Origin of the sequence: Yersinia fenwicki (assembly GCF_043099325.1) — a bacterium.
GTDB lineage: Bacteria > Pseudomonadota > Gammaproteobacteria > Enterobacterales > Enterobacteriaceae > Yersinia.
The window spans coordinates 1,007,569-1,026,245 of record NZ_CP170755.1 but is presented as its reverse complement, the minus strand read 5'-3'; the positions used below and the strand labels follow the sequence as shown (position 1 = coordinate 1,026,245).

The following is an 18,677-nucleotide window of genomic DNA, read 5'->3' as shown; positions in this document are numbered from 1 at the left end:
TTCACAAATTTCCTTGGTTTGGCTTCCCATCATTTAGATGCCAGAAGTCATAAAAATTAAACCAATCAAGTGGGGCTAATAGAGAGTAATACTCCAAACGGGCGGCGTAGCTATCTACGGCGTTTTGCAAAGCAGATTGCCGGGTCGCTCGCGGTAATATCAGCGGATCAGCGAAAGGCTCAAAATAAACATGTAATCTTGCCGAACGCTCCGTGCCAATAACACCCGACGCCACCATCGATTTCGCTTGTCTAGACAGTTTTAAACCAAACATTAGAAACACAGGGCAACGCAGTGCAGCAGCCAAAGCAAAAGGCCCAACAGGAAAAGGAGCGGGGTACCCTAAAAACGAGCTCCAAATGACTCTTGGTTGGTTGTCTCGCTGATAAGGACTAACAGAGGTACGGTCCCCGACAATAGCCACCCATTCCCCTTCATCCAGCTTTTGACGCAATAAAATGGCTGTATCTGGCCCAATAGATGTAACCTGAATCAGGTTAATCAGAGCATGTGGATTAATTTCCTTCATAACCTGATTAAAACGAGCCGCATGGTGAGTGAAAACTAATGCATTGACCTTTACACCAATAGATAACTCAGCCAAAGCACGACAAGACTCTATATCCCCTAAATGGGATGCCAAAATGAGTGATCCTTGACGAGTAGCTATTTGTGCCTCACAGCGCTCACGCCCTACCAAGACCACATCTTTGCCAATCACTAAATCCCCTTGCCAACTAGCCAATTTATCAAGCATGGATTCACCAAATCGCATGAAATGCCGAAAGCTATTTAAGGATGTCGGTAAGGGATGATTTTGCTGTTTGGCGTAACTCAGTAGCCGCTGTAAGTACAGAATTGAAGCTTTGCGTTGACGATGCCCAGTGAGCCAAAAATAACTGATAACGGGGTATAGCATCAGATTGAAAGCAGTACGACCCAGAATCTTGTAACTGCGTAGCATCAACCGCATGCCCCATAAGCCACTACGCTCTTTAGTTTGAGACCAATGGCTTTCGGGCTTTTGCAGATAACGCTTAAGTAATATAGGTATGCGTGGCAACATGCCAAAGAATAAGCGAGTGTGCATCCAGGAAATACGCAGATTGTCATGTAACGCATCAAAATGCGAAATACCATTTTCAGGATACGTAACCTTTGTTGGTAAGAAACGGCTTTCTGTACCCTGCCAATATAATTTGACCATCACTTCGGTATCAAAATCCATCCGTACACCCAATGAATTTTGGGCAGCTACAGCCAATGTTTCAGCGACAGGATAGACACGAAAACCGCACATGCTGTCTTTTAGCGACAGAGATAATGTCTCAATCCATACCCAGAAGTGAGTGATATAGCGGCCATAAAGTCGCGCTTTCGGTACCGATTTATCGTAAATCGGTCGACCTGAAATGAGGCAATGAGGATATTTTTCCGCTTCAGCTAACATGATCGGAATATCCGACAAATGATGCTGTCCGTCAGCATCGACTTGTAAGCCATGGCTATAGCCATATTTTTGTGCCACGGCCAATCCATTCAGTACCGCATTCCCTTTCCCCCTATTTTCAGGGTGTGTTACCAGCACAACCCAAGGATATTCCGCCGCCAAGCGCACTAGTTCGTTTGCAGTATCAGTATCACTACCATCATCAATTATCAGGCAAGGGAGTTGATATATAGCCAACTGCGATAATACTCCCGCCATGGTTCCACCATGATTGAAACAGGGTATCACCAGGCACGGTGTAAACGGGGTTACTGACATAGGGAGATCTTTCCGCTGCTTGCAGTTATTTCCCCATGGACGAGGTATTTGAATATCAACTTATGTTCCGTTCGCGCCCAATTAAGCACTAAGATCACTTGATCCTCTGGCATCAGTGGGCGCTGAAATTTTACGACATCAATACTCTTCACCGCAGGTAACTCACCTAGTAACTGATTTGCGTAGTGCATAACCCAATTAATTTGGGCCACACCAGGCAGTATCGGACAATCGGGAAAATGGCCACTAAACCACTGTAATTTAGCAGGCAATAAAAGACTGATATTTGCGCAGTGATTACCTGTTATTGTTTGAGTGATAACAATAGGGAACATCATAAAAACAGCTCCTGTAGCAGCGCATAATCGCGCTTTCCTTGCAAATTAACAGGCATAATATCAATCACACGCAAACGACGTGGCAGAGAGACAGGTTCAAGCCAATTCCGTAAACTACGTCGCAAGTTTTGAGTAAAAGAACCCACTGTTGCAGTTGAAAGCTGCTCCTTGCCATAGTCTGTCAACACTACAACAGCAGCAATACTCACTCTTTCGTTTTGGGTTAAAACCAATACCGTTGCTTCTGCAATATCAGGAAGTGATATTAGACGCTGTTCTATTTCCGTCAGCGAAACACGCTTCTCTTCTATTTTTACGATTCGATCTTTACGCCCTGCCAGGTAAAAACTCTGCCGATTATCTGATAGCTCAATAATATCGCTCATCGGCATACCCGTTGATTCATGTATCAAGGCAGAGTAAACAGTAAAAGTATTATCACTATTAATCGCTAGTGTTACCCCTGAGAAAAACTGCCAGGGTTGCCGTTGCTCTAACTGTTGGCGATAAGCAATCAGACCTGTTTCCGTCGCGCCATAAATCTCTGTCGGCAACATACCCAAGGTTTTCAGAGTAGCTTGGGCGTCATCGAAATTGAGCGGCCCGCCAGCAGAAAAGATCTGCTGACACTGTATCGGGGGTAATTTCGTATCTATGCGCTTTAAAAACGCGGGGCTACTAATGAATATTGGTGAGAATAATTCAGGTAGTTGCTGCAGTTGTTCATGGTAACCAATCAACTCGGCCTGAAAGGGTATGCCTAACGAGAGTGGTAAAAAGAGTCGAAACGTCAGTCCGTACAAATGTTGATGAGAAACCGAAGCAATAATTAATGGGTTGCCCTTTTTATCAAAATACTGCCCCCATTTTGCAGCCAACCAATGGCTTTCAGTATCCAGACTAGCAATAGATTTGACCACGGCCTTAGGTGCACCAGTAGAACCTGAGGTGAAAAGAATTAAAGACGGATCGGAAGGCCAATCAGGAAGTGGATGGCAAATAGTATTAACTGGGGCATGGTCTATCACCATTACAGTCGGGCAATTAAGATTCAGCGATTGGTCAGTCAACATGCCATCAAACTGATGCGATTGTTCCTTAAGCACTGCCTCGCGCGCGTGACCGAAAATAATTGGTGTTTTTTTACAATAGAGCGTGGCAAGTAATGCAACAGTAAACCAATAGCTATTTTCAAAACACAACGCCCAACGGCTTGTAGAGAAAATAACCATTCTCTCCACAAGATAAGTAACATCACACCTTAGTTGGCGTAAAGTTACCTTCTTCGCGCCGCATAGAGCGATAATCAGGGCATCATCTCGAGAATGATCCAACCAATTAGCCATAGGCAGATTTACTGCTGTTGAACCCTTTTCCTGATTATCCATTCCATACCCATCAACGAACCAATAAATAAATAGCTCAAGCCACCGTTATATAAGGCCCATAAATGCATATCCCCGTACAAACAAGTTGCCAAAGCAATCGTGCCATTTACTGCAAAAAACACGCACCATATCTGAGTCACTTTTCGGGTATAAACCACACCCTCTGGTGACAATTCAGGCTCAGTCAATCTTGCCAATCTTTCAATTATGGGAGGAGGGCGAAATAAAGAGCAGGTAAAGAGCATCAGTAAAAAGATATTTACTACTACAGGATAAAACAGCAACCACTGGGCTTTTCCTAAGCCCCAACTTGCCAAAGATAGGGCAATACCAGCAAGTGCAAACACTTTACCTAACCAGAGTTGTTGTTTAATTTTGCTGCGTACAACAAAGAAGCGCAATATAAACATCAAGAGCAGTATCGGGGCTAATACATGTAATCCCCAGCGCTCCAAGCCAAACCAGACCGCCAGTGGGTAGGCTATAAATGCGATAACCGTAAAGACTTTGAGCAAAACAGTCAGGTGACCAATAAATAAATTACTCTGATTATCTGTCACCTGATTTCACCACTTATGGTTTGGTATTCAATAAATTATCGACTGCATCAACAATATCTTGAACAGTTCGAACTGATTTGAACATTTCCGGTATTATTTTTTTACCGGTAGCTTTCTGTAAATGCACAACCAGATCAACTGCGTCAATACTGTCTAACTCTAACTCTTCATATAACTTTGATTCTGGCTTAATATCAGACTCATTAATATCAAAAAGCTTCACCAAGAGCGATGTAACCTGCTGATAGATTTCTTTTTTTTCCATTATTACAATATCCTGTCAGTTACGCTGTTCAGAAATAAATTTCGCAAGCGTTTCTACCGAATAAAAGTGCTGGCGCATATCGTCGCTCTCCGCAGAGAGCACGACGCTATATTTATTTTTGAGTGCTAATCCAAGTTCTAGAGCATCAATCGAATCTAAACCTAAACCATCACCAAATAATGCAGCCTGTGAATCAATATCATCCACCGACATCCCTTCCAGATTTAGCGCATCAATAATTAGTAATTTGATCTCACTACTTAATAATTCCATTAACTCTTTCTCTTAGATTCAGGCATTAAGGCACAGGTTAGATGCTTAGTCAGTCGCCTTGCAGCAAGCGCTAGCGATAAATCACTATCATGGATAAATTCATTACTATTGATTTTATTTTGAACAATAATATTAAATTGAGGCTTTACCGGCGGGATATTATACCATTTAAGTTCTTTAGTCAGCATCGGAGGATTACAATCAATATAAACAATTCGGATATCACACCCGCTATGCAATGCAATATTCGCGGCTCCTCGTTGTAAACTCAGTTCGCAGCCAGCAGTTGTTCTTGTCCCTTCAGGGAATATAAGGATACTTCCGCCCCTGGCTAAGCGAGCTTTACAGTGTATTAATAACCTATCGGACTCAGCATTAACCAAATAACCCGCAGACTTGATAACACCGGCAACAAATATATTATTTAACAATGCTTCCTTGACAATACAATCACACCTTGGCATATGTGCGGCCAGCAACACATAATCTAATAAGCTTGGATGGTTAGCAACAATCAAACAACCTGAGTCCTCAGAGAACAGCTTATTATTTTCTATTTGATAATCGAAAACACCGAGAAATCTGGCTATACGTAGAAATAGCTGAAAACTATAACGAATACTTTGCTGAGTGATCTGACTTCTGGTTGCTTCTGAGCGAATAATCAAGCGTAAAGAGGAAAACCATAAAAGGGATAATAACAATCCTCCTAAGCCAAAAAGCATGAAACAAAAAGCTGTTGCAACAACTCGCCATGAACGATTTAGCAAAGACGAATGCTGGGGCGCAGTTTGAACTACAAAAGAACTATCCATCACTGGCTCCATTGCCAATTATTTTGCTGACCCGGTATTACGAAAGAAGACTTTTCATTCAACCAATTACGCAAGAAATTAAGCCCCTGCGGTAATTCAGAATTAGTACTATCGATGCTAGAAATACCCTCACACTGCAAATCATTACCAGTAGTTAACAATAATGCTAATGCATAGGGTAACCCTATCGGAGACGTCTGAGAATGATAAAAGTCAGGCATAATTCCATCGAAATCGACTAATAGCACCCGTTCAGCGCCACAAGCGAGCATTCCTATGGCTTCGAGGATACCTTGTTGAAAACTATCTATTCCTGCTGCAAGTGACGTTACAGGCAATGTATCGCTTGCAGTGATAGTTAACCATCCAGATGCGGTATTATGAACTGACATGGCAAAATCGGTTGGAGAAATGCTCCGCTGCTGATGGAGGCATTGTAGTATCTTGTAAGTACGCTCCAATTCTCCATGGCGGCTGGTAAATATTGCCATATCGGCAGTTTCTGCCTCTAACAATGAAAGCCCTGCTTCAACTGCTAGTCGGCTACCTATACTCATCCTTCTGGCAGACATCATAGGTATATGCAATGACTTAGGTAAGTCCCCTTGCCAGGCAGCATGACTTGAACAATCCTTCGCCCAAGTAAACCACTGCTCACGAACTCCCATACCTGGAGCTAAAGCACACCAATTCAGTATATTCAGCGAATGAGCCACGATCTCCAGACTTCCCAAGTAGCAAGCAGTAAAGCGAGACAATTTATTCTATTTCCAAGTAAAAAGCATTTAAAAATTTGATTATTCTCTTTTTATTAGTAATTAGTTATATTCATATCTTGAATGAAAGAAAAAAAATCAAAATAAAATATTTTGTTTATCGGCATATTTTTAATAATCTTTAGAACAATTCTAACTTTATTCGTATTTCTGTGAAGAAAATCAATAAATATAAATAACAACATCTATATTACATTTATGTAAAATAAAATCAATATAAGAATATTTGTGTATTTGAATGAGTCAGAGTATTTTACCTTGGCTATACAGCATGCTGCGTTACTCCTCTAATGGACTAACATGAAAATTATTAATTAATTGGATCATCATGAAATTATTAAAGACGCTTTTAATCGGGCTTATATCTCTAGCATTTATCACTGGATGCTCTAGTACCACGCCAATACAAAACGTGAGCCAAACAGTAATTGGTAATCATACGACTGCCGAAGTACAAAAAGCAATTATAGCCGGAGGGATAAAACGAGGCTGGATAATGACACCTGCCTCTGACGGTGTGATTAACGGAAAACTAATAAATCGCGACCATACGGTTGAAATCCAGATCAATTACAGTGCTAATAATTATCAAGTCAAATACATTGGCAGTACTAATATGGATGCAAAAAACGGGAAGATACATTCAAAATACAATCGCTGGATAGCTAATTTGAACAAAGACATTCAGATTCAGCTCAGTCAGCCATCGTTATAACATCATAAATAACAATAAGTTATTATAAAAACTCACCATTCAAAAATAATCATACTGGGTGGTGAGCTATTACTTGGATTACGAGGACGTAAGCTTGCGCTACGGATATGACAAGGATCAAATCAGTGCTTTGGCGGCAATAACTGAAGCTCAAAAAATAGCTTTTGCTCCGATGCTATTTCAAGCTGCACTTAACCTGAGGGAATCAGGAATTCTAGCCGCATTAGATAACTTAGGTAAGAACGGAATAACCTTGGATGAGATTGAAGGTCATTGTTCGCTAAGTAGATACGCCATCAATATCTTATTGGATATGGGGCTGAGTGGTCACATTCTCTACCAGCAGGGAAAAAGATTTTATCTGGGTAAGATTGGCCATTACTTGTTACATGATCAAATGACCCGCGTAAATATGGATTTCACTCGAGACGTTTGTTACCAAGGATTATTCAGTTTAAAAGAATCCCTGGAAACAGGCAAACCAGCGGGATTATCTGTGTTTGGTGAATGGCCGACAATTTATCCAGCACTGAATGAATTGCCCAGCGCAGCCCGCGAGAGTTGGTTCGCCTTTGATCACTTCTATTCAGATAATGCCTTTCAACTTGCTCTAAAGACAATTTTTGATCTTGAACCTAAACATATATATGACATTGGTGCTAATACCGGTAAGTGGGCTCTACAATGTGCAGCCCATGATCCTAATGTAAAAATAACGCTATTGGATTTGCCTCAACAGATAGCTTTAGCCAATGAGAATGTCAAAAGTAAAGGTTATAGCGATCGTATTAGTTCGTATCCGGTAGATCTGTTACTGGCAGATGAATTACCAGGGGAAGCAGATGTTTGGTGGATGAGCCAATTTCTAGACTGTTTCAGCGAAGAAAGAATTATACATATTCTAAAACTTATTCACTACGCAATGAAACCAGGTAGCTATGTATGCATTATGGAGATATTTTGGGATAGACAGCAATTCGAAGCCGGTGCATTTAGCTTAAATGCATCATCTCTTTATTTTACATGTATGGCTAACGGTAATAGCCGTTTTTATCACTCAGATACATTCTATCAGTGCTTATCTGCTGCAGGGTTCTATGTCGAGAAAGATATTGATGGTCTTGGCATTGGTCATACGTTATTAGTCTGCCGCAAAGAATCAGCTTAGTACGAAGCCCTCAGACTGAGGGCTTATACACTTCCCCACTACTATGCCCTGCTTTATTCATGCTTAGCCACCAAGGTTTTTCATTCGCTGCACTCTGTTACATTATGACCATAATTAACTAAGAGATATCCGCGTACGAGTATTAGCGCATGGCTCGATTAAGAGAGAGGTCATCGGGGGAGAGATTTAGCAGACTAAAATAGATAGAAGTTAAAATGCAAAAAAACCCCTGAATCATTGATTCAGGGGTTTTGCAATAAGTGGCGGAACGGACGGGGCTCGAACCCGCGACCCCCTGCGTGACAGGCAGGTATTCTAACCAACTGAACTACCGCTCCACCGATTCTTTTACGTGTATCTTCCTGATACCTATCCTTTACAGGACCAGCGCTCCTCGCTGTGCAAAACCGCTCATGGCGATTTTGTCAGTTACCAGATGTCATTCTGATAACTCGTGTTTGATGCCTGGCAGTGTCCTACTCTCGCATGGGGAGACCCCACACTACCATCGGCGCTACGGCGTTTCACTTCTGAGTTCGGCATGGGTTCAGGTGGTCCCACCGCGCTATGGCCGCCAGGCAAATTCTGTTTTAATTAACCCGCTACACAGTTTCCCGCACAGCCAGCCAATCCAATCTCGGAACTTCGCTGAAAATCAATCTCACTCTCTCAAATCCAAAACACCTTCGGTGTTGTAAGGTTAAGCCTCACGGATCATTAGTACTGGTTAGCTCAATGCATCGCTGCACTTACACACCCAGCCTATCAACGTCATAGTCTTTAACGTTCCTTCAGGGGGCTTAAAGCCCCAGGGAAGACTCATCTCGAGGCAAGTTTCCCGCTTAGATGCTTTCAGCGGTTATCTCTTCCGAATTTAGCTACCGGGCAATGCCATTGGCATGACAACCCGAACACCAGTGATTCGTCCACTCCGGTCCTCTCGTACTAGGAGCAGCCCCTCTCAATCTTCCAACGCCCACGGCAGATAGGGACCGAACTGTCTCACGACGTTCTAAACCCAGCTCGCGTACCACTTTAAATGGCGAACAGCCATACCCTTGGGACCTACTTCAGCCCCAGGATGTGATGAGCCGACATCGAGGTGCCAAACACCGCCGTCGATATGAACTCTTGGGCGGTATCAGCCTGTTATCCCCGGAGTACCTTTTATCCGTTGAGCGATGGCCCTTCCATTCAGAACCACCGGATCACTAAGACCTACTTTCGTACCTGCTCGAGCCGTCACTCTCGCAGTCAAGCTAGCTTATGCCTTTGCACTAACCTCACGATGTCCGACCGTGATTAGCTAACCTTCGTGCTCCTCCGTTACTCTTTGGGAGGAGACCGCCCCAGTCAAACTACCCACCAGACACTGTCCTCACCCCGGATTACGGGGCCGAGTTAGAACATCAAACATTAAAGGGTGGTATTTCAAGGTTGGCTCCATGCAGACTGGCGTCCACACTTCGTTGCCTCCCACCTATCCTACACATCAAGGCTCAATGTTCAGTGTCAAGCTATAGTAAAGGTTCACGGGGTCTTTCCGTCTTGCCGCGGGTACACTGCATCTTCACAGCGAGTTCAATTTCACTGAGTCTCGGGTGGAGACAGCCTGGCCATCATTACGCCATTCGTGCAGGTCGGAACTTACCCGACAAGGAATTTCGCTACCTTAGGACCGTTATAGTTACGGCCGCCGTTTACTGGGGCTTCGATCAAGAGCTTCGCCTTGCGGCTGACCCCATCAATTAACCTTCCAGCACCGGGCAGGCGTCACACCGTATACGTCCACTTTCGTGTTTGCACAGTGCTGTGTTTTTATTAAACAGTTGCAGCCAGCTGGTATCTGCGACTGGCTTCGGCGCCGAGAGCAAGTCTCTTTACCTAATGCCAGCGTGCCTTCTCCCGAAGTTACGGCACCATTTTGCCTAGTTCCTTCACCCGAGTTCTCTCAAGCGCCTGAGTATTCTCTACCTGACCACCTGTGTCGGTTTGGGGTACGATTTAATGTTACCTGATGCTTAGAGGCTTTTCCTGGAAGCTTGGCATCAACTACTTCACCACCGTAGTGGCTCGTCATCACACCTCAGCGTTGATAAGCAACCGGATTTACCAAGTCGCTCCGCCTACATGCTTAAACCGGGACAACCGTCGCCCGGCTAGCCTAGCCTTCTCCGTCCCCCCTTCGCAGTAACACCAAGTACAGGAATATTAACCTGTTTCCCATCGACTACGCTTTTCAGCCTCGCCTTAGGGGTCGACTCACCCTGCCCCGATTAACGTTGGACAGGAACCCTTGGTCTTCCGGCGTGCGGGTTTTTCACCCGCATTATCGTTACTTATGTCAGCATTCGCACTTCTGATACCTCCAGCAACCCTCACAGGTCACCTTCAACGGCTTACAGAACGCTCCCCTACCCAACAACGCCTAAGCGTCGCTGCCGCAGCTTCGGTGCATGGTTTAGCCCCGTTACATCTTCCGCGCAGGCCGACTCGACCAGTGAGCTATTACGCTTTCTTTAAATGATGGCTGCTTCTAAGCCAACATCCTGGCTGTCTATGCCTTCCCACATCGTTTCCCACTTAACCATGACTTTGGGACCTTAGCTGGCGGTCTGGGTTGTTTCCCTCTTCACGACGGACGTTAGCACCCGCCGTGTGTCTCCCGTGATAACATTCTTCGGTATTCGGAGTTTGCATCGGTTTGGTAAGCCGGGGTGGCCCCCTAGCCGAAACAGTGCTCTACCCCCGAAGATGAGTTCACGAGGCGCTACCTAAATAGCTTTCGGGGAGAACCAGCTATCTCCCGGTTTGATTGGCCTTTCACCCCCAGCCACAAGTCATCCGCTAATTTTTCAACATTAGTCGGTTCGGTCCTCCAGTTAGTGTTACCCAACCTTCAACCTGCCCATGGCTAGATCACCGGGTTTCGGGTCTATACCTTGCAACTAGACGCCCAGTTAAGACTCGGTTTCCCTACGGCTCCCCTATTCGGTTAACCTTGCTACAAAATATAAGTCGCTGACCCATTATACAAAAGGTACGCAGTCACACCACGAAGGTGCTCCCACTGCTTGTACGTACACGGTTTCAGGTTCTATTTCACTCCCCTCGCCGGGGTTCTTTTCGCCTTTCCCTCACGGTACTGGTTCACTATCGGTCAGTCAGGAGTATTTAGCCTTGGAGGATGGTCCCCCCATATTCAGACAGGATGTCACGTGTCCCGCCCTACTCATCGAACTCACACCATATGCATTTTTGTGTACGGGACTATCACCCTGTACCGTGCGACTTTCCAGACGCTTCCACTAACACATACGCTGATTCAGGTTCTGTGCTCCTCCCCGTTCGCTCGCCGCTACTGGGGGAATCTCGGTTGATTTCTTTTCCTCGGGGTACTTAGATGTTTCAGTTCCCCCGGTTCGCCTTGCATGGCTATGTATTCACCATGCAATAGTGCAACGAATTGCACTGGGTTTCCCCATTCGGGTATCGTCGGTTGTAACGGTTCATATCACCTTACCGACGCTTATCGCAGATTAGCACGCCCTTCATCGCCTCTGACTGCCTAGGCATCCACCGTGTACGCTTAGTCGCTTAACCTCACAACCCGAAGGTGTCTTTACAGACAACTTGCGTTGTAATTATTTGAGAGACTCTAATACAGGTTAATCCTTATCTCAGTACCTCTACGGAGAGATAAGTTTCAGCTGTATTGTTTCAATTTTCAGCTTGTTCCAGATTGTTAAAGAGCAATATCTTAAACACGACTTGTTAAAGTCATCTTTAAGATATTCAGTTGATAATGTCTTTCACACATTATCGGATTGGCGTCCCCAAGGGGATTCGAACCCCTGTTACAGCCGTGAAAGGGCAGTGTCCTAGGCCTCTAGACGATGGGGACACGGAGTTCCGATTAAACCGAAATCTAACCGTTTCGTGTCAGCATGAGTCGAAACTCACAACATCAACAGGTGCTCTTGCTCGTTTACATTCATCAGACAATCTGTGTGGACACTGCGCAATGCGTATCGTTAGGTAAGGAGGTGATCCAACCGCAGGTTCCCCTACGGTTACCTTGTTACGACTTCACCCCAGTCATGAATCACAAAGTGGTAAGCGCCCTCCCGAAGGTTAAGCTACCTACTTCTTTTGCAACCCACTCCCATGGTGTGACGGGCGGTGTGTACAAGGCCCGGGAACGTATTCACCGTAGCATTCTGATCTACGATTACTAGCGATTCCGACTTCATGGAGTCGAGTTGCAGACTCCAATCCGGACTACGACAGACTTTATGTGGTCCGCTTGCTCTCGCGAGTTCGCTTCACTTTGTATCTGCCATTGTAGCACGTGTGTAGCCCTACTCGTAAGGGCCATGATGACTTGACGTCATCCCCACCTTCCTCCGGTTTATCACCGGCAGTCTCCTTTGAGTTCCCACCATGACGTGCTGGCAACAAAGGATAAGGGTTGCGCTCGTTGCGGGACTTAACCCAACATTTCACAACACGAGCTGACGACAGCCATGCAGCACCTGTCTCACGGTTCCCGAAGGCACTAAAGCATCTCTGCTAAATTCCGTGGATGTCAAGAGTAGGTAAGGTTCTTCGCGTTGCATCGAATTAAACCACATGCTCCACCGCTTGTGCGGGCCCCCGTCAATTCATTTGAGTTTTAACCTTGCGGCCGTACTCCCCAGGCGGTCGACTTAACGCGTTAGCTCCGGAAGCCACGCCTCAAGGGCACAACCTCCAAGTCGACATCGTTTACAGCGTGGACTACCAGGGTATCTAATCCTGTTTGCTCCCCACGCTTTCGCACCTGAGCGTCAGTCTTTGTCCAGGGGGCCGCCTTCGCCACCGGTATTCCTCCAGATCTCTACGCATTTCACCGCTACACCTGGAATTCTACCCCCCTCTACAAGACTCTAGCTTGCCAGTTTCAAATGCAGTTCCCACGTTAAGCGCGGGGATTTCACATCTGACTTAACAAACCGCCTGCGTGCGCTTTACGCCCAGTAATTCCGATTAACGCTTGCACCCTCCGTATTACCGCGGCTGCTGGCACGGAGTTAGCCGGTGCTTCTTCTGCGAGTAACGTCAATCACAAAGGTTATTAACCTTTATGCCTTCCTCCTCGCTGAAAGTGCTTTACAACCCGAAGGCCTTCTTCACACACGCGGCATGGCTGCATCAGGCTTGCGCCCATTGTGCAATATTCCCCACTGCTGCCTCCCGTAGGAGTCTGGACCGTGTCTCAGTTCCAGTGTGGCTGGTCATCCTCTCAGACCAGCTAGGGATCGTCGCCTAGGTGAGCCATTACCCCACCTACTAGCTAATCCCATCTGGGCACATCCGATGGCGTGAGGCCCGAAGGTCCCCCACTTTGGTCCGTAGACGTTATGCGGTATTAGCTACCGTTTCCAGTAGTTACCCCCCTCCATCAGGCAGTTTCCCAGACATTACTCACCCGTCCGCCGCTCGCCGGCAAAGTAGTAAACTACTTCCCGCTGCCGCTCGACTTGCATGTGTTAGGCCTGCCGCCAGCGTTCAATCTGAGCCATGATCAAACTCTTCAATTTAAGATTTGTTTGATTTGCTATGAGTTAACATAGCGATGCTCAAAGATTACTTTCTGCAAATATGCATTCGAACCGAAGTTCAAATGTGTACTGCTTTGGTCACTCTTCAAGACTTTGATATTTCTTCTGCCTGCCGAAACAGGCTTCGATATCGTCTTGCGAGTGCCCACACAGATTGTCTGATAAATTGTTAAAGAGCGTTCGTTACCCGTTTGCCTTGCGGCGAATCTTACGGTAACGCGGGAGGCAGATAATACGCTTTCCCGCTACAGAGTCAACAACTTAATTAGTTAATTCCCTCTGTTCTTCCCGGCCACTCTGTGAAGTTGCTCACAGCACCGTGTCGATGGATGCGCATTATAGGGAGCCGCTTCAGAATGGCAAGGTTTTATCTTAAAGTTTTTTCTGACTGATGATTATTTGAACGTTACGACTACTTATGATGCATTTTTATGGCTTTCGGCAGGTCAGCCAGACTATTTAGTACCAAATCCGCGGCTGCCTCACCTTCCGCTGTCACAGGTTTGCCAGTGCGAACCAATACTTTAGTACCGATATTTGCGGCTGATGCTGCCTGCATATCTTCAATTTTGTCGCCAACCATATAAGAAGCAGCCATATCGATATTCAATTCACTTTGTGCTTGCAGTAACATGCCTGGCAATGGTTTACGGCATTCACATGTTTCACGGAAGTCCGCTACACTGCCATCAGGGTGATGCGGGCAGAAATAGATACCATCCAAATCAACACCGCGATCAGCCAGCGACCAATCCATCCACTCGGTGAGGCTCAGGAATTGCTCTTCAGTAAAGATACCGCGTGCAATACCCGATTGGTTGGTGACCAAAACCAGAGCAAAGCCCATTTCTTTCAATTCACGGCAAGCATCAATAACACCGTCTATAAACTGAAAATTATCAATTTCGTGGACATAACCGTGGTCGACATTAATTGTACCATCACGATCTAAAAATATTGCGGGGACGGGCTGAGTCACTTATATGCTCCTGAGGGCTGTTAACACCACTAGTATCGCATGTTTTATTGCCGATTGAGAATGGAAGAGAATCAGTGTTGCCAGTTGACTTAGCCATCTAGACGCCTTAACATCCAACCCATACTTTGGTTTTGCCAAAGCTGACTTTTTATCTAGCCACGGAAATAACGATAAAATAAGAATAATATGATTAAACTTTCTCACATCAGCAAAGAGTTTCAGCAGGGTTCGCGCACGATTACCGCGCTTTCAGACGTGAGTCTACACGTCCCCGCTGGGCAAATTTATGGCGTCATTGGTGCCTCAGGTGCCGGTAAAAGTACATTGATTCGATGCGCCAATATGTTAGAACGCCCTACCAGTGGACAAGTTCTGGTAGATGGACAAGATCTCACGACCTTATCTGAAGGGCAGTTGACTCGCGCACGCCGCCAGATTGGCATGATTTTCCAGCACTTTAATCTACTCTCTTCCCGCACGGTGTATGGCAATATCGCACTGCCGCTTGAGCTGGACAGCACACCACGCGCAGATATAAAGAAGAGAGTCACCGAGTTGTTAGATTTAGTCGGGCTTGCCGATAAGCAAGATGCGTATCCAGCGAATTTGTCCGGTGGGCAGAAACAACGCGTCGCAATCGCCCGTGCTTTGGCGAGTAATCCTAAGGTTCTGCTATGTGATGAAGCCACCAGCGCATTAGACCCAGCGACCACCCGCTCAATTCTGGAACTGCTTAAAGATATTAATCGTCGTTTGGGTCTGACCATTCTACTTATCACCCATGAGATGGACGTGGTGAAACGTATATGTGATCAGGTTGCGGTTATCAGCGAAGGTAAATTGATTGAAAAAGACAGCGTCAGCGAAGTGTTCTCTCATCCGAAAACCCCGCTAGCTCAGCAATTCATTCAATCAACGCTGCATTTAGATATTCCAGAGGATTACGCACTGCGTATGACTCAAGAACCCACCAAAGACCAAGTGCCACTGCTGAAACTGGAATTTACCGGTCAGTCGGTTGATGCCCCGTTAATATCACAGGCTGTACGTCGCTTTAATATTGATATCGGTATCCTTAGCTCGCAAATGGACTATGCCGGTGGCGTTAAATTTGGTGTCATGCTGGCAGAGTTGCATGGCGACAATCAGGATGGCCTCGCTGCCATCAAGTTCTTGCAAGATCATCATGTAAAAGTAGAGGTTCTGGGTTATGTCTGAGGCAATGATGTGGTTAATGGGCCGAGGCGTCTGGGAAACTCTAATGATGACGTTTGTCTCTGGCTTCTTTGGTTTTGTTTTGGGGCTACCGGTTGGTGTTCTGTTATATGTCACCCGCCCAGGGCAAATTATTGCGAACAATAAAATTTATCGCATCCTATCTGGGGTTGTGAACATCTTCCGTTCCATACCTTTCATTATCTTATTGGTATGGATGATCCCATTCACTCGGATGATCGTCGGTACCTCCATTGGTTTACAAGCGGCAATCGTTCCATTAACGGTCGGTGCAGCTCCGTTTATTGCCCGCATGGTGGAAAATGCCTTGCTGGAAATACCATCAGGTTTGGTTGAAGCAGCCCGCGCAATGGGTGCTACGCCAATGCAAATCATCAAGAAAGTGTTGTTGCCTGAAGCCCTGCCAGGCTTGGTGAATGCAGCAACTATTACCCTAATTACCCTGGTGGGCTATTCCGCTATGGGGGGTGCAGTAGGTGCCGGTGGCCTAGGCCAAATCGGCTATCAGTATGGCTACATTGGCTATAACGCCACAGTGATGAATACGGTATTAGTATTGTTAGTTATTTTGGTTTACCTGATTCAAATCAGTGGTGATCGGATCGTAAAAGCGGTTACTCACAAATAGTTATTAATACATAAATTACCCAGCGACGGCCTCACACAGCGGCGCATACTTATAGAGGAAAGGATATGTCTTTAAAATTCAAAACTATCGCGGCAGTCAGTGCATTGATTGGTACTCTGGCCTTGGTAGGTTGCGGCCCAGCAGAAAAAGATCCAAACCACATTAAAGTCGGCGTGATTGTGGGTGCTGAACAGCAAGTTGCTGAAGTTGCACAGAAAGTTGCAAAAGACAAGTACGGTCTGGATGTTGAATTAGTCACTTTCAACGACTATGTATTGCCAAATGAAGCTCTGAGTAAAGGTGATATTGATCTGAATGCTTTCCAGCATAAACCTTATTTGGATCAGCAAATTAAAGATCGTGGCTACAAACTGGTTTCTGTTGGTAACTCATTCGTTTACCCAATTGCTGGTTACTCTAAGAAAATCAAATCATTAGAAGAACTGCAACCTGGCTCTCAGGTAGCACTGCCAAATGATCCGACTAACTTGGGCCGTTCTCTGTTACTGCTGGAAAAAGTCGGTCTGATTAAACTGAAAGACGGTGTTGGTCTGCTGCCAACCGTACTGGATGTTGTTGAGAATCCTAAAAACCTGAAATTGGTCGAGCTGGAAGCCCCTCAGTTACCACGTTCTTTGGATGACCAACAAATCGCTCTGGCGGTTATCAACACCACTTATGCTAGCCAAATCGGCCTGACACCTGCCAAAGATGGTCTGTTTGTCGAAGACAAAGAGTCACCTTACGTTAACCTGATCGTTGCTCGCGAAGATAATAAAGATGCGGAAAACGTGAAGAAATTCGTTCAGGCTTATCAGTCTGATGAAGTTAATGATGCAGCAAACAAAGCATTCAACGGTGGCGCAGTTAAAGGCTGGTAATGACCAGTGGGCCATTTTGCTGAATATTAGGTTTCCTAAACTCAGTGTTTGCTAAATATATTGCAAGACGGGCAACAGCCCGTCTTGTTATTTGCATAATAGATTGCTTCAATAGCGCCTCTTAAATAAAAAGGCTGAGGAATTTCTATGCGTGCGTTACCTCTGTGTCTGTTAGCCCTCTCGCTAACTGGATGTTCCATGCTTCAATCAAAGCCATCCACCACAGAAAATCCGGTTAAGCAACCGCCTCCGGTTATCAAACCCAGCCCTACGGCAGCCCCGCGCCCGGCACCGGTCAAACTTTATAAAAGTGCAGAAGAATTGGTTGGTAAACCTTTCCGTGACTTAGGCGAAGTGTCCGGTGAGTCGTGCCAATCCACCGTTCAGGATTCCCCACCAAGTATTGCAACCGCTCGTAAGAGAATGCAGACTCGTGCATCGTATATGAAAGCCAATGCGGTCTTGCTGCATCAATGTGAAATACTTAGCGGTGTCCCCGGCTGTTATCAGCAAGCCGTGTGTCAGGGTTCTGCACTGAATGTTTCATCAAAATGAGTGTGTTTTCATTTAATCAGATTGGCGTTATCCGTTCGCCCTATAAAGAAAAGTTTGCCGTACCGCGGCAGCCTGGTCTGATTGAAGATGGTGGGGGTGAGTTACAGCTTTTAGCGCCCTATAATCAAGCAGAAGCGGTTCGAGGCTTATCTGATTTTAGCCATTTATGGGTGATGTTCGTTTTTCATCAAACAATGAATGGGGGTTGGCGGCCTACAGTTCGTCCACCGCGCTTAGGTGGTAATGCCCGAATGGGGGTATTTGCCACCCGCTCTACCTTTCGTCCCAACCCGATTGGCATGTCCCTTATTGAACTGAAAGAGGTGCGATGCCAAGGAGGTGAGGTAACTTTGGTGTTAGGCAGTCTGGATTTGGTTGATGGTACGCCCGTAATTGATATCAAACCCTATTTGCCTTTCGCGGAGAGCCACCCACATGCCCGAGCAGGTTTTGCACAAGCAGCACCTGACGCAGACATGCAAGTTTGCTTTTCCAGCATCGCTGAACAACAGTTAGTACAGCAACAACAGCGTTACCCGCACTTACGGCGTTTTATTACCCAAGTCTTAGCACAAGATCCGCGCCCTGCCTACCGCAAAGGCGATAGTGAAAGCCGTGAATATGCTGTTTTACTACTGGAATTTAATGTGCGCTGGCGGGTTATTGGAGACCAAACGGAAGTGTTATCAATCGACCCATGCTAAATTTCACCCTGCTGTCTTTTGACAA

The 18,677-nt window shown here is 45.7% G+C and carries 16 protein-coding genes, 2 tRNA genes and 3 rRNA genes; 7 read left to right on the top strand and 14 right to left on the bottom strand.

Going from position 1 to position 18,677, the window contains the following annotated elements; all coding sequences use genetic code 11:
• Position 1: 1 nt before the first annotated feature.
• The 8 genes from ACF3VQ_RS04700 to ACF3VQ_RS04665 are packed head-to-tail and all read right to left on the bottom strand — an operon-like array spanning position 2 to position 6,123.
• On the bottom strand, positions 2–1,768 hold the full coding sequence (locus tag ACF3VQ_RS04700) for a glycosyltransferase (protein ID WP_392433604.1): 1,767 nt from the start codon (positions 1,766–1,768) through the stop codon (positions 2–4).
• Positions 1,759–2,106, bottom strand: coding sequence for a hydroxymyristoyl-ACP dehydratase (locus ACF3VQ_RS04695; protein WP_392433603.1), 348 nt, complete (start codon positions 2,104–2,106; stop codon positions 1,759–1,761). The genes ACF3VQ_RS04700 and ACF3VQ_RS04695 overlap by 10 nt, the downstream gene beginning before the upstream one ends.
• A complete protein-coding gene (locus tag ACF3VQ_RS04690; RefSeq protein ID WP_392433602.1) occupies positions 2,103–3,494 on the bottom strand; it encodes an AMP-binding protein in 1,392 nt (463 codons plus the stop codon). Before ACF3VQ_RS04690 ends, ACF3VQ_RS04695 begins: the two co-directional genes overlap by 4 nt.
• A complete protein-coding gene (locus tag ACF3VQ_RS04685; RefSeq protein WP_392433601.1) occupies positions 3,461–4,054 on the bottom strand; it encodes a hypothetical protein in 594 nt (197 codons plus the stop codon). The genes ACF3VQ_RS04690 and ACF3VQ_RS04685 overlap by 34 nt, the downstream gene beginning before the upstream one ends.
• A gap of 13 nt (positions 4,055–4,067) precedes the next feature.
• Positions 4,068–4,319 (bottom strand): acyl carrier protein, encoded by a 252-nt coding sequence (locus tag ACF3VQ_RS04680; RefSeq protein ID WP_392433600.1) that lies wholly within the window; start codon positions 4,317–4,319, stop codon positions 4,068–4,070.
• A gap of 15 nt (positions 4,320–4,334) precedes the next feature.
• The gene (locus tag ACF3VQ_RS04675) at positions 4,335–4,592 is read right to left on the bottom strand and encodes a phosphopantetheine-binding protein (RefSeq protein ID WP_392433599.1); all 258 of its coding nucleotides are present in this window, start codon (positions 4,590–4,592) and stop codon (positions 4,335–4,337) included.
• Complete coding sequence (locus ACF3VQ_RS04670; RefSeq protein WP_392433598.1) at positions 4,592–5,407, bottom strand: lysophospholipid acyltransferase family protein; 816 nt, start codon at positions 5,405–5,407, stop codon at positions 4,592–4,594. The genes ACF3VQ_RS04675 and ACF3VQ_RS04670 overlap by 1 nt, the downstream gene beginning before the upstream one ends.
• Complete coding sequence (locus tag ACF3VQ_RS04665) at positions 5,407–6,123, bottom strand: beta-ketoacyl synthase chain length factor (RefSeq protein WP_392433597.1); 717 nt, start codon at positions 6,121–6,123, stop codon at positions 5,407–5,409. Before ACF3VQ_RS04665 ends, ACF3VQ_RS04670 begins: the two co-directional genes overlap by 1 nt.
• Before the next feature lie 388 nt (positions 6,124–6,511).
• On the opposite strand from ACF3VQ_RS04665, the gene ACF3VQ_RS04660 reads away from it, so the two are divergent.
• Complete coding sequence (locus ACF3VQ_RS04660; protein WP_392433596.1) at positions 6,512–6,898, top strand: hypothetical protein; 387 nt, start codon at positions 6,512–6,514, stop codon at positions 6,896–6,898.
• A 94-nt stretch (positions 6,899–6,992) separates the two neighbouring features.
• Positions 6,993–8,066, top strand: a complete 1,074-nt coding sequence (locus ACF3VQ_RS04655) for a methyltransferase (RefSeq protein WP_392433595.1) — start codon at positions 6,993–6,995, stop codon at positions 8,064–8,066.
• Between the two features lie 261 nt (positions 8,067–8,327).
• On the opposite strand, the gene ACF3VQ_RS04650 is transcribed toward ACF3VQ_RS04655, so the two are convergent.
• The 6 genes from ACF3VQ_RS04650 to gmhB all read right to left on the bottom strand — a co-directional run bounded on the left by ACF3VQ_RS04650 (position 8,328) and on the right by gmhB (position 14,648).
• Positions 8,328–8,404, bottom strand: a tRNA-Asp gene (locus ACF3VQ_RS04650).
• 125 nt (positions 8,405–8,529) lie between these two features.
• Positions 8,530–8,645: ribosomal RNA gene (gene rrf, locus ACF3VQ_RS04645) — 5S ribosomal RNA — on the bottom strand.
• A gap of 117 nt (positions 8,646–8,762) precedes the next feature.
• Positions 8,763–11,669, bottom strand: a 23S ribosomal RNA gene (locus ACF3VQ_RS04640).
• Positions 11,670–11,894: 225 nt separating this feature from the next.
• Positions 11,895–11,970 (bottom strand) — tRNA-Glu (locus ACF3VQ_RS04635).
• Between the two features lie 135 nt (positions 11,971–12,105).
• Positions 12,106–13,648: ribosomal RNA gene (locus tag ACF3VQ_RS04630) — 16S ribosomal RNA — on the bottom strand.
• The 16S, 23S and 5S rRNA genes sit together here with 2 tRNA genes alongside, the layout of an rRNA operon.
• Positions 13,649–14,081: 433 nt before the next feature.
• Positions 14,082–14,648 carry a D-glycero-beta-D-manno-heptose 1,7-bisphosphate 7-phosphatase gene (gmhB, locus tag ACF3VQ_RS04625; protein ID WP_392433594.1) on the bottom strand — a complete coding sequence of 189 codons (567 nt, stop codon included), beginning with the start codon at positions 14,646–14,648 and terminating at the stop codon, positions 14,082–14,084.
• Positions 14,649–14,834: 186 nt separating this feature from the next.
• On the opposite strand from gmhB, the gene metN reads away from it, so the two are divergent.
• From metN to tsaA, 5 genes are all read left to right on the top strand, one after another.
• Positions 14,835–15,866 carry a methionine ABC transporter ATP-binding protein MetN gene (gene metN / locus ACF3VQ_RS04620; RefSeq protein ID WP_392433593.1) on the top strand — a complete coding sequence of 344 codons (1,032 nt, stop codon included), beginning with the start codon at positions 14,835–14,837 and terminating at the stop codon, positions 15,864–15,866.
• On the top strand, positions 15,859–16,512 hold the full coding sequence (locus ACF3VQ_RS04615) for a methionine ABC transporter permease MetI (protein WP_392433592.1): 654 nt from the start codon (positions 15,859–15,861) through the stop codon (positions 16,510–16,512). The genes metN and ACF3VQ_RS04615 overlap by 8 nt, the downstream gene beginning before the upstream one ends.
• 65 nt (positions 16,513–16,577) lie before the next feature.
• Positions 16,578–17,393 carry a MetQ/NlpA family lipoprotein gene (locus ACF3VQ_RS04610; RefSeq protein WP_392433591.1) on the top strand — a complete coding sequence of 272 codons (816 nt, stop codon included), beginning with the start codon at positions 16,578–16,580 and terminating at the stop codon, positions 17,391–17,393.
• Positions 17,394–17,540: 147 nt separating this feature from the next.
• The gene (gene rcsF / locus ACF3VQ_RS04605) at positions 17,541–17,948 is read left to right on the top strand and encodes an Rcs stress response system protein RcsF (RefSeq protein ID WP_392433590.1); all 408 of its coding nucleotides are present in this window, start codon (positions 17,541–17,543) and stop codon (positions 17,946–17,948) included.
• Positions 17,945–18,652, top strand: a complete 708-nt coding sequence (gene tsaA / locus ACF3VQ_RS04600) for a tRNA (N6-threonylcarbamoyladenosine(37)-N6)-methyltransferase TrmO (protein ID WP_392433589.1) — start codon at positions 17,945–17,947, stop codon at positions 18,650–18,652. Before rcsF ends, tsaA begins: the two co-directional genes overlap by 4 nt.
• Positions 18,653–18,677 lie beyond the last annotated feature (25 nt).